This is a genomic window from Terrihalobacillus insolitus, from assembly GCF_028416575.1.
Classification (GTDB): Bacteria; Bacillota; Bacilli; order Bacillales; family Amphibacillaceae; genus Terrihalobacillus; species Terrihalobacillus insolitus.
In genome coordinates this window covers 26,891-38,262 of record NZ_JAMQKB010000011.1, presented here as the reverse complement: position 1 = coordinate 38,262, position 11,372 = coordinate 26,891, and the positions used below count along the sequence as shown (strand labels likewise).

Annotated in this window: 11 protein-coding genes and 1 pseudogene; 2 read left to right on the top strand and 10 right to left on the bottom strand. The window is 37.8% G+C overall.

The window, feature by feature from the left end; genetic code table 11:
• Window positions 1-128 precede the first annotated feature (128 nt).
• Entirely contained in the window at window positions 129-317 is a 189-nt protein-coding gene (locus NC797_RS11555) for a hypothetical protein (RefSeq protein ID WP_272436942.1), read from the top strand.
• A 226-nt stretch (window positions 318-543) separates the two neighbouring features.
• Here the strand turns inward: NC797_RS11555 and NC797_RS11550 are convergent, their stop codons facing one another.
• Window positions 544-972: a hypothetical protein gene (locus NC797_RS11550; protein WP_272436941.1), complete on the bottom strand. Its 429-nt coding sequence runs from the start codon at window positions 970-972 to the stop codon at window positions 544-546.
• 17 nt (window positions 973-989) lie between these two features.
• Window positions 990-1,175: a hypothetical protein gene (locus tag NC797_RS11545; RefSeq protein WP_272436940.1), complete on the bottom strand. Its 186-nt coding sequence runs from the start codon at window positions 1,173-1,175 to the stop codon at window positions 990-992.
• Between the two features lie 94 nt (window positions 1,176-1,269).
• Here NC797_RS11545 and NC797_RS11540 point away from each other — a divergent pair.
• Window positions 1,270-2,129 (top strand): annotated as a pseudogene (locus NC797_RS11540) (dimethylarginine dimethylaminohydrolase family protein).
• A gap of 97 nt (window positions 2,130-2,226) precedes the next feature.
• Here the strand turns inward: NC797_RS11540 and NC797_RS11535 are convergent.
• From NC797_RS11535 to NC797_RS11500, 8 genes are all read right to left on the bottom strand, one after another.
• Window positions 2,227-3,696 carry a nucleoporin-interacting protein gene (locus NC797_RS11535; RefSeq protein ID WP_272436939.1) on the bottom strand — a complete coding sequence of 490 codons (1,470 nt, stop codon included), beginning with the start codon at window positions 3,694-3,696 and terminating at the stop codon, window positions 2,227-2,229.
• Between the two features lie 155 nt (window positions 3,697-3,851).
• A complete protein-coding gene (locus tag NC797_RS11530; protein WP_272436938.1) occupies window positions 3,852-4,817 on the bottom strand; it encodes an FTR1 family iron permease in 966 nt (321 codons plus the stop codon).
• Between the two features lie 105 nt (window positions 4,818-4,922).
• A complete protein-coding gene (locus tag NC797_RS11525) occupies window positions 4,923-5,669 on the bottom strand; it encodes a hypothetical protein (protein ID WP_272436937.1) in 747 nt (248 codons plus the stop codon).
• Window positions 5,670-5,736: 67 nt separating this feature from the next.
• The gene (locus NC797_RS11520) at window positions 5,737-6,483 is read right to left on the bottom strand and encodes a glycosyltransferase family 2 protein (RefSeq protein WP_272436936.1); all 747 of its coding nucleotides are present in this window, start codon (window positions 6,481-6,483) and stop codon (window positions 5,737-5,739) included.
• Window positions 6,480-7,958 (bottom strand): alkaline phosphatase family protein, encoded by a 1,479-nt coding sequence (locus NC797_RS11515; RefSeq protein WP_272436935.1) that lies wholly within the window; start codon window positions 7,956-7,958, stop codon window positions 6,480-6,482. Before NC797_RS11515 ends, NC797_RS11520 begins: the two co-directional genes overlap by 4 nt.
• Window positions 7,942-8,910, bottom strand: coding sequence for a lysylphosphatidylglycerol synthase transmembrane domain-containing protein (locus tag NC797_RS11510; RefSeq protein WP_272436934.1), 969 nt, complete (start codon window positions 8,908-8,910; stop codon window positions 7,942-7,944). Before NC797_RS11510 ends, NC797_RS11515 begins: the two co-directional genes overlap by 17 nt.
• Entirely contained in the window at window positions 8,889-9,830 is a 942-nt protein-coding gene (locus tag NC797_RS11505; RefSeq protein ID WP_272436933.1) for an NAD-dependent epimerase/dehydratase family protein, read from the bottom strand. The genes NC797_RS11510 and NC797_RS11505 overlap by 22 nt, the downstream gene beginning before the upstream one ends.
• A gap of 288 nt (window positions 9,831-10,118) precedes the next feature.
• On the bottom strand, window positions 10,119-11,315 hold the full coding sequence (locus tag NC797_RS11500; protein WP_272436932.1) for a hypothetical protein: 1,197 nt from the start codon (window positions 11,313-11,315) through the stop codon (window positions 10,119-10,121).
• Between the last annotated feature and the right edge of the window lie 57 nt (window positions 11,316-11,372).

Here is an 11,372-nt window from a genome sequence, read left to right as displayed (position 1 = left end):
AGTTATACCTCTTAGCTTGATCTTTAATTCTAGGATTATTCTTACCCCCTTAGGTCTTTTAAGTGTGATCACCCACAAATATTTGACTATCTATTGGTAAACCCTATTTACAAAAGGTTTTAAATAGTATGAACTATTTGGATAAGGATGAAGCGTGGCTTGAAGGCCAACTTCAATCACAATCGATGAGTCTAGACAATATATCCGATATTACTTTAGCAACCTATACCAAAGAAAGAACATTAGCCATTGATACCGATCATCCAAACGATAAACAAAAAGGGCCACAATACTACAAACCTGGAATGAATAACTAAGGCTATCATTGCTCGCCTCTCCAAATAAAGTGGGCCTTTTTTACTAGCAAAAACTGCAAAAAGAAAATACTACAAATGAAAATAAGTTAGGTGTACTTTTCAATGCCCTAAGTGTCCCTATTTCTTATCTTAGATGTTACTAAAATTTGGCATAAATGCAACCTTTTAGTGGCTGTAATCATTATTACCTAATGAATTTGGTAGCCAGCAAGCAGGGCATAAAATCTTAATTTTCAGGTTTCCAATCGAAGTCTGCATTTTCAATAAGCTGATAAAGGTTATTGTTTTTGACTATTTTGTATTGCCCCTTAGTTCCAATCTGTATATGATTTTTCCCCAACATAATTAAATAATCTTTATATGTATCGGTGTTAATAGTTATCATGTAATCTACAGTAGGTATTTTATTTTGTTTTTTTAATTCCATTTGTGAAGGCTCATTTACTATTTTATTTATTATTTGTTTATTATTTGTACGGAACATATTATCTTTACGAGTACTTTCGATTGATATTTCAGTAATTGCTTCCTCTTGATTCACCATATCTGATATAACTGTTCCATAAGTGGTATATTTCATCTGATCATTTATAAAAAGCCACGTTCCAATCCCAATTACGATTATAGATACCAATATTATTGATCTTTTTTTCAAAGCTATATACCCCCTCTTCAATTTTTAATAATACCATATGTGATCGAGTATAAAAACCAACAGGTTTTATACTCGATTTCCTTTTTATAATTCAATACATTGTCGTTTAATAGATCCATCTGCTCTATCATTACTTTACTTTTGTTTACTGATAGAAAGTATAACTGAATTAGGCGACGAGAAGCTACTGTATCTAAGATCATCCTTTGGTTCCCGATTTCTTCGCTTACACCCACAAATATTTGACTATCTATTGGTAAACCCTATTTACAAAAGGTTTTAAATAGGAGGTCTACAATGGCAAGCAACCATAAATCAGATAGCCAAACGTACTGCTATAGTGAATACGACCAACTGAAACGGGTTATCGTATGTCAGCCCCAGTATATGACGATTCGTGATGTGATCAATGAAACACAAAAAAATTTAAGGACGAAGGAATCCATATTAAGCGTGCAATCGCCCAGCACCAGGCATTTGTAAACATACTAGAAGAGAACGATGTGGAAGTCATTTTTCTTCCCTATCATAAAAAGTATCCAGAACAGGTTTTTACGCGAGACATTGGTTTTACACTTGGACAAACAGTTTTCATAGCAGAAATGGCAAGTGACATAAGAAAAGGGGAACAAGATGTCTTAAAGTTATGGCTTGAGGATGAGGAACTATCCTATTACAACATTATCGGAGACAGGATTGAGGGTGGAGATGTCATTATCGATCGTGACACGATTTATGTTGGATTAAGCAATCGAACCGATCAAGAGGCAGCTGAGCATTTGCAACGTCTCTTGAATCAGTTTACTGTTATACCAATCCCTTTTAAGGAAAGGTATTTGCATTTGGACTGTGTATTTAATGTCGTTTCTCCAGAAGTTGCCTTAATCTTTCCAGAAGCCCTAACAAAAGAGGACATCGAGCTTTTTGGTTCAAGATACGACCTAATTGAAGTAAGCAAAGAAGAGCAATTTTCACTCGGTACAAATGTTTTGGGAATTGGAAATAAGCGTATTTTAAGCCTTCCTGTTAATAAAAAGGTGAACAGGGAACTCCGCAACTGGGGCTTCGAGGTAATAGAAGTAGATATTTCAGAAATCATTAAATCTGGAGGTTCTTTTCGCTGCTGTACACTTCCTATTTTACGCGAAACGACATGATGTAAACCTGCCTAACGAAAGTCGCTACTATTCTTGTTAGGAGCGACTTTCGTTAGGTACAAGTTAGTTTTTCTTTAAATCTAATGATAACAACATATTACCCAATCCATTCATAAAGTACAATGGAATAATAAATCGGGTCAAATAAAGGGTTGGATTGAAACGTCTTTACTTTTCTTATTTTCCCTTCAAGACTGGCTCCCTGTTTTTTAAATCCCTCGATGACGCTATTCGTTAAATAGATCTTTTCTGTTTTTCTGTTTTGGATTTCTCCAAGAAATTCACTGTACGTGTAAATTTCTCTATGTCCATAAGAAACATTTAAGTAATCGAGCACCCTGGTTTCTTCCCAAGTATACACAAACAAAGGCTTACTATAAGAACTAAGTTCGCTCGCCAATTGATAGGTTGCTGGAGGAACTGTCGCTTTTTCTTTGATCCATTGAAATCCTGTCCAAGATTGCATCACAATAAATAAGGTAAGTAAAATAACTTTCGCCTTCATATGTTTTCTATTTTGAAAAATAACATAAAAAAGAACGTATCCACCTATGGGTATTAATGGAGCGATATGTCTTGGCTTTTCAACATTTTGAGCAATTAGTGCCCATAAAAAGTAAGCAGTGCCCATCAAAAAAAGAATCTTAAACTCTTGGCTGAACTTTATTCGCCTATTCGTAACGTAGGTTATGATGAGGACACAAGCCAATAATATGATTAACGCTATTTTTTGACCAAAAATACCTGTCCAAATTAAATTTTCCCACGTCAGCATGAACAGTCTGTCGATTAATGGGATCGATGTCGCTGTAACCGCTCCACCCCAATCAGAGAAGTGCCCGCTTACAAACGATATAGATAAATAAACAAAGTTCCGTATACTTCCTTCCGAGATGATCAGCGCACCAATCCAAATGAATTGTAAACCGACCGCAAGCATGATTTGGTTTGCAATAAACGTCTTCTTTTTATAATTATTTCTCTTCCAATCCAAGTACCAAAGCAGCACAAGGACAATACCAAATGGAAAATAAGATAACCTTGTCCCAAGAAGTAGGCTGTATAACAATAAAGGTAATAAGCGAAACTTCATATGTTGCGGTCGATTAAGTGTTATGAAAACACTCCAAAGAAACCACCACAAAATTGAAATCGCCATCCCCTCACTCATTGGATCCGTGCTGATAATCCAAAGATAACTAAATGATTGAACAAATAGAACGGAGAGCAGGCTTAAGACTCGTGTAAAGTATTTTCTAGCCATTAAATAGATAGGAATCCCTGAAAGTGCAGTCATAATGGCAGTTAAAATTGATAGGGAAAGAGCTGGATCCTTAATAAATATATGGGTGATCATCCCTCCTAAAATAAAATAGGGATAGCCCGGAAAATGTGGTCGCATCTCTAATAAGCTAAATCTGTCAATTGCAAGAGCAAAGTCAACTGTATCCCATGAAGCTGCGAACGGATTACTATAAATAATCCTCGTTATGTTCATGACTAGTAGACCTATGAATAGTATGGTAACGAACACTTTTTCTCTATTATAATCGACATTACTTCCCATGAAATAATCTCCTCCCCTCTATCAGCATGCACAAGGTCTGGGAGCATATTCGCCGCACATATCATTACACTTTGTTTTAACCACTAATTGAATTTAATAAATATAAAATAGCAAAGCGGTCCGCTCTGATGCGAACCGCTTGCTCGTTACTCATATTATCTTGTTTTCATCAATGGATTCGTGTGCTGTACTACTTTTTCAGTTGTCTTTTTTCGTTTGAATTGTAATATACTTATCCTACCTTTTCCGAACATTTTGATCCAACCGATCACCCCTGCAAAGTATAACCAATAAAAGATTACTTGTTCGACGGAAGGGTTTTGAGAGTAGCCAAACATTGCCGCCATAAACAGACCAACCTGACCACTGATTAATGGAGATTCTCCAGTGTTGCGTTCGTATTGTACTTCATCAATGTAATGCTCAGGCATAAATTCAACAATGTTATAAACTGGTGCAGGTTTCCCATCTGCCCCTTCATAGACGCTACCAACGACTCCTAGATCTTGAAGGACACCGACACCTTGAACGAGCAAGCCAGCTGCGATAAACATGATAAATACCCCTGTAATTTGGAAGAAGGCTTTCAAAGAAATCTTCATCGTGCCAGAGAAAAACGCATAACCAATAATTAACGCTAGAATAAGTCCACTTAATGCTCCATAGCTAGTAAGAACATTTTGGATGTCCCCACCACTGATCGCCGCAAAGAAGAAAACCGTTTCAATCCCCTCACGCACGACGATGAGATAAGAGTGAATAATCATGGACGAAATACTACCAGCAGTCAAGGCCGTCTGAATTTTAGTTTTCATTTCACCTTGTAAACTATTAGACTGTTTTTTCATAAACATAACCATGTGCGTCAATAAAATGACAGAAGCGAACATTATGGCAACTCTAAAGTAGATGTCTGCGCCGTATGTAGCAAATCCTGTTAGAACGACCTGGAATAACATCGCTACAAGGTAGCTTGTAACCAATGCTAATCCAACACCAACAATGACCCATTTACGGTATTTTTTTCCGTTCAATCTCGTTAAAAAGGATAAGATTAAACCTACTATTAAAATGGCCTCAAGTGATTCTCGTAACGTTATAAGAAAAGCCTGAAAATCCAAACAAATTCCCCTCCCTTTTTCATAAGATAAGAAAGAATAAATCCTTGCTTATCTTATATTTACGACTACAACTCTGCTGTCGACCCGTTCACTTTATTCATAATTCTACTTCTTATTTCTCTTTTTCCTAATGTTTAAAATAACTAGTACGATCAGAATCGCGGTTAATCCTAAGGCAAACACGAACCAAAACATTTGGTTTCCTTGCTCACCTTGCATGAAATTTAACTCCTCCGTAAAGTCTTTCTGTTCTTTATTGCTACTTTCTCCTGGCATTGGGAATAAGGGCTTAAGCTCATTCTCTATGTATTTTTTTTCAGTCTGAAAAGCTTCGAGATTGCTTTCTGCCTTTCCGACTCCAAATAATCCAGGATTCCCTAATGCTTCTAATGCCTTATCAAACGACGAGTAAATCTCATCCACAAATTCTTGACTTTCTTTTTCAGCTGCAATTGGCTCAAGCACATTAAACGTTCCCCTTGCTTTCGCTAAAAGCAATTTTGCTTGACCGTAATCATCGAATTGATCCTCTGCAAACTGCAACCTTCTTTCAATATTTTGGACCATGGCAGTTTGGTAGGCTGATTGAATCAGGTCTTTATCCTTTTTTTCAAACCCTTGTTCGATTAATTGTAGGGATTCTTGAAAATAAAGGTCAAATTCTTCCTGCTGAGAGGCTACCGCTTCCTTAGCCATTTCCCAATCATCACTTTCTAAATAGGACTCTAGTTGTTTATACGTTTCAGCCATCTTTTCTTCACCGGGGTTCCCATAAGTATAAGCAAAAGCGGTTTTTTGAGTAACTGCAATTAGACTGACCGCGATCAACATAATTTGAAAATATCTTTTCATCGTATCCTCCTTTTATGATAATGATTATCATTGTTAATGTCAATTGTTGTCACTAATTTTTTAGGCTTTAGGATGTTTTCCTCTTTGGATTCATTAAAGCAACAGGACTTTTCCGCTTCCTGTTTACAGGTCTTCTCATCTCTTTTATGATAGCTGGAAGAACAGATGACATATATGCTTTAAATTTAATAAACGATTGCCCTTTTGTCCGAACCTTGTAATCAATCGGCACCTCAATCATTCGGTAACCTTGTCTCATTAAATTAAGTGTTAACACTTGCGCATAATTGTAGTCGTGAATAATGTGTGCATTTTTGATTGCTGATCGAGAAAAAGCTCTCATCCCCGACTGTCCATCCCAAATCCACCTTCTCAATAAGATCGATTGCAAGAGTGTAAATAAATAGTTACCATAGCGGCGATGGATCCTCATTCCCTGAATTGTCCCTTTGAACCGAGACCCCATCGTGTAGTCTGCTGTGCCATCTAAAATTGGTTGGATTAGCTCTGGAATTTGCTTTGCTGGGTATTCGTGGTCAGCATCAATCATAACTGCAATACTGGCATCGTGCTCATAGCTTAGCTTCAAGCCTTGCCGAACCGCTGCTCCTAAGCCCTGATTGTTAGGTAAGCTATAAACCACATCAGCCCCCGCTTCTTTCGCCACCGCTACCGTTTGATCTGAAGAACCATCATCGATCACGATCACCTGCACTTCAAGTCCTTCCCCTAGATGACGTGGTACTTCACGAATCACCTCTCCTACTGTATCCTCTTCATTGTAAGCAGGTAAAAAAACAACTATTTTCTTCATACAGCCTTCTCCTTCTGCTTCCCTTTCATTGCCTCAAGCAGGACATGTCCTCTACTTTTATTCGGATAAGGTGCACCAAGCAGATAAGCAATCGTTGGTGCAACCGAGACTAATGAATGCTTTGTTTGAATTATTTGTCCACTTTCAATCGATGGACCATGCAAAAAGAACGGTACAAATCGTTCACCTTCATCCAAATGACCATGTCCACCAATTCCGTCGGCTTGACCGTGGTCTGCACAAATAAGCAAGGTAGTATTATCCATCATGCCATTTTCCGTTAACCAGTCGACATATTCTTCTATGAGCTTGTCTGCTTCTTCAATTTTTTCTTTATATTCTTCATACAATGCCCCCCGACTATGACCTGTTTGATCTGTACTAATTAATTGGGTAATGAGTAAATCAGGGTTCTGTTCCTTCATAATCTTTTTAGATCGTTCCATAATGTTTCGATCAGCTAGGTCATTGTTCATTACAGCCGTTACCGTTTCAACATCCGTACCCATTGAATCAACGAGATGGGCAATTCCTAACAAACGACCTTTTTTACCGACTTTCCGCAAAGAATCAAAAATACTTTCAACCTTTATTCCAAGCTTCCAAACCATGTTTGAAGTAATCCCATGCTCCCTTGGGTAAGTTCCCGTGAACATCGACGAAAAACAGACGACCGTTCTTGCTGGGTAAACAGTCTCCATTTTTGTGAACTCAGTTCCATCTTTTCTTAACGAATCCAGAAAAGGGGTTTGGGCCTCTTGAAAGCGATCCATTCTCATTCCATCTATAACGATCACAATAACTTTCTTCGATAATTCAGCTGATTGATTCGGATGTTGTTCCGTTGTTAATTCTTTATATTCACTTGGCTTCCAATCAAATAAATAACGATGGAGAATATAACTATACAGGAAGAGCCCAATATAGAAGCCAGTCAAAATTAAATAGTTTGAGAGATTAAGCTCTCTACCATTTTCAAACGCAGTGAAAAAGTAATTCCAAACCGATAATAACAGTAAAAATTTTGGCATCTGTTCTTGGGCATTTCCACTTGTTGAATCACTATTTTTCAAGACGAGCTTCCAAAAACGGGTGAAATTCGTCCAGGCTGTCCCAATCCTGAGATGATAATAAAAGGTACCCCAAAAGAAAACGGTGAAGAAAAAATATAACCCTACTGCGAACAGAAGTAATGGTAGATTTATTCCATTAAATAGTAGCAAATAAGCGAAGAGCGGAATCCACAAGTAATTTCGAAGCATTAACGGAAAATCAAAAATAAAAAACAGGGCGATTAATGGTATGCTAATCGCTAAGGCTAGTAAAAAGTGAATCCAGAAGCTACCATTTAGCAAACTAGGAATCTGAAATATAAGAATGGTGCCAATGACAAAGATAGGTGTAAATGGTTTCCCTTCGTTTAAAAGATTCCAGCATCTAGCAGCTATTTTTTCAAATTTAGAAGCTTGTTTCATCGTGGTTCATTTGCTCCTTTCTTTTCTTCCATTCTTTTATTTGATGGAATGTAATTGGTGTTGTAACAAGGAGAATCATTCCTACAAAGAATGAGTAGACAAACTTATATGCATGTGTAACGACGGCAATCGTTAGCCCATCTTTTAATGAATAACGCAACACAGAAAGGCTGTAACTCATAAAACTTTCATATGTACCAATACCACCTGGTGAAAATTGAAAGGTTTGTCCTGCAATTGTAATACTATTAACCCAAACAGCTTCCGTAAAAGAGAGTTCCTTCCCACTTCCTACCACATTAGCTATTGAAAAAACAATTACTGCTTCCAGTATCCAGCTAAGGGTAATAAGCAATACGATACGAACACCTTTCCAGGAAGACATCGTTTCCATTAAAACGCGCAGATAGTGCAGGATTATTCTCCTCGTTTTTTTAAAGGAGAAGCTTCCTAGAATAAGGGTGGAAATGATAACAAGAATGACGATAAAGACTTTAAAGGACAGTGCAAACTGATAATAAACTGCTCCTATGACGACAAAACTAGCAAGCAACAATAAGTCGAACATTCGCATAATGACGACCGAATACAGCACATCCGCCCATTTGCAGTTTGTTTTTTGGACAAGAAACCCTACTCTAATAAGATCTCCAGCCTTAACTGGAGAAAGATGATTCACAACGAGACTATACAGTATAGCCGTTAAGAATTTACTTAGTGATTCATTAGATCGGAGAAATAACTGCCATGCTTTAGCCCTCGCGAAAAACGCAGCCGTATAAGCAATAGTCATAATTACGGGTAGCCACGGTCGTTTAATTAAAGTAGCCGAATATTGAACGATTTGCTCGAGATCAAAGAACTGAGTAATTAGCCATACAAAAAACCCGAAAATAGAAAGCTTTATCGTCCAGGTCACGCTTTTTTTATTTATAATTGTTGTTTTGCCCATTGGATTGTCCGCTCAATTCCTTCTTCAATAGAGATAGTCGGTTTGTAATTAAATACCTTGTGCGCCTTTTCAACATTAGCCCACGTTTCCTTGACGTCTCCTGGCCTTGTAGTCTTGTCGATGATCTTCATTTCAGGAAAATGCTTACGAATAATGGACAATAATCGATCCATTGAAACAGGCTGTGATGAACCGAGGTTAAATGTTTCGTTTTGATGGTTCAAAGAAAGAACAGACGCAATGCCAGCAACAATATCATCAATGTACGTGTAATCCCTACTCGACTGCCGGCCATACACTGTTATCGGTTCATCCTGCAAACACCGATCTATAAAAAGAGGAATCGCCATATCTGGTCTGCCCCAAGATCCATAAACGGTAAAAAAGCGAAGAATCGTCAGCTGGAATTGATACAGATCTTGATAAACGTGACAAAATGATTCTGCACTAAATTTTGAAGCAGCATAAGGCGATATCACTCTCCCCGTTGCCATTTCCTCCGATAAGGATTGGTCCTGCTTGTTTCCATAAACAGACGATGAAGAAGCGAAAATGACATGCTTCACATTTGTTTCACCTGCTAATTTCAAAACATTAATAGTTGCCTTAATATCATAATCAACATAAAGAAGTGGATCCTTCAGAGAATAGGAGACCCCTGGAACAGCAGCTAGATGGATTACGATATCAAATTGGTGCCGTTTAAAAATTTTTTCCACTCGATCAAAATCGAGTAGATTTTCCTGATAAAAGGTAAACGTGCCCTCTTTTTTAATTTGATGAAGTTGTTTTTCCTTTCGTTCAACGGAATAATATTCGTGCAGGCTATCAATGATCGTTATGTGATGTTGTTGTTGAAGAAGGCGAATGGACAGATGACTGCCAATAAAGCCCGCTCCTCCAGTAATTAAAATATGCATAGTTTATCCGTCCCAATTCATTAACAGTGCGTGTTCAAAAAGTCGACAAATTAGAAGCAAGCAGGTCGAGGCGGTGCAGTTTTGAGTAGCGCAGCGTATGCTTTTAATACGTGAGCAAAAGGAATGCTTCCCCGAATATACTTCGCACGCAGGAAAAGCGAGTTTCTTTTCCAAGGAACGGAAAAACAAGCCAACGAAGAGATGCGCAGCTTATCATTTGGTGACTTTTTGAACATCCTCTAACAGAAAAACCTTGTCACAGAAGACAAGGTTTTTCATCTGTCCATTTTACTTCGCTGTTTCCACGACGTTTGTTAATGTCTCCACAATTTGCTCATTTAATTCAAGTGCTTTATCTTGTTCATCTGCCTGAACAGCTTCTAAATAAGATTGGGCTTGTTCATTTAACGTACTATACCCATCTTCTCCAACAATTCGCTTCAGGTCAGAATCGATCATGTCGATAAAAAGTGCTCCCTCAAGAGCAGTAATAACTGCTTCGTCTTTACCCAAGTTTTCTTCGCTTTCTTCAAACTCATTTAGCGCCGTTTGCGCCCAGCCACGAACAAATGCAAGGTTAACCGTTTCTGGGTTAACCTCTTTTACATCTGTTTCGAGGTTGAATTGTTGCTCAATTAATTCAGCTTCTTCAGGAGAATTACCAGTTAAATAACCTACTAGGGATTGATAGAATGCCCATCCTTCAGCTTGCTGTACTTTTGCTTCATTTACATCTTCATTTGCAGCAATCTTTGTTGCATAACCATTAGGTAGAGCTCCTGTAGCTAGATAAAATGTCTTCATAAGCGTCTTATCAACAACTTGCTTCCCAAGCTGGAACGCTAGTGAATCATCATTCGTTACCGCTTCTTCCATTTGAGTAAATCCTGCATCGATTTTATCAACAAGTGTTGTTGAATATGCAGCATCACGTTTTTCTACGGTTCCTTTAATTAACTCGTAAAATTCTTCTGCTTCTTCAATCTCTTCATTTACTTCTTCCTTATCATCCCAAGCTTCCGTAACTTCAGCAAATTCAGCACGAATCGTTAAGAAGAACACCTTTTGCATCAACTTGTCAAAAAGTTGCTTGACGACAGCAGGATCCATATCCCCTGATTTACCAGCTTCTAGTGCTGCTGTAATCGTTTGATCTAAATTATCCTTGTCAGAATCACGATTTTGTACGAAGGGTTGAAGCTTTTCATCATAGATTGAAATCAGTTTATCAAAGTCAACCTCTTCTTTAGCAAGTTCATCAAGACCTTCTTTATATACAGCGCCATAATCAATTTCTTCTTCTGATTCTTCATCTTCTTCTTGATCTTCTGATGCATTTTCCTCATCATTAACTTCTGTATCTTGGCTAGCAGCTGTCGTATCATCCTCTTTAGCTGCTGATTCATCGGTTTGACCACACGCCGCTAAGACTAAAATTAGTGCTGTAGCAAGGAATGCTACTATAATATTCTTGTTCTTAAACATGAAGTTTTTCCCCCTAATATGTATTAATTGATAATGATTTTCATTGTCGAAATCAAT

Bases quoted from the DNA above. Each gene is read 5' to 3' on its own strand.
- NC797_RS11510 (WP_272436934.1), bottom strand. From the start codon at position 8,910: ATGGGCAAAACAACAATTATAAATAAAAAAAGCGTGACCTGGACGATA.
- NC797_RS11500 (WP_272436932.1), bottom strand. From the start codon at position 11,315: ATGTTTAAGAACAAGAATATTATAGTAGCATTCCTTGCTACAGCACTA.
- NC797_RS11505 (WP_272436933.1), bottom strand. From the start codon at position 9,830: ATGCATATTTTAATTACTGGAGGAGCGGGCTTTATTGGCAGTCATCTG.
- NC797_RS11525 (WP_272436937.1), bottom strand. From the start codon at position 5,669: ATGAAAAGATATTTTCAAATTATGTTGATCGCGGTCAGTCTAATTGCA.
- NC797_RS11515 (WP_272436935.1), bottom strand. From the start codon at position 7,958: ATGAAACAAGCTTCTAAATTTGAAAAAATAGCTGCTAGATGCTGGAAT.
- NC797_RS11535 (WP_272436939.1), bottom strand. From the start codon at position 3,696: ATGGGAAGTAATGTCGATTATAATAGAGAAAAAGTGTTCGTTACCATA.
- NC797_RS11555 (WP_272436942.1), top strand. From the start codon at position 129: ATGAACTATTTGGATAAGGATGAAGCGTGGCTTGAAGGCCAACTTCAA.
- NC797_RS11520 (WP_272436936.1), bottom strand. From the start codon at position 6,483: ATGAAGAAAATAGTTGTTTTTTTACCTGCTTACAATGAAGAGGATACA.
- NC797_RS11545 (WP_272436940.1), bottom strand. From the start codon at position 1,175: ATGATCTTAGATACAGTAGCTTCTCGTCGCCTAATTCAGTTATACTTT.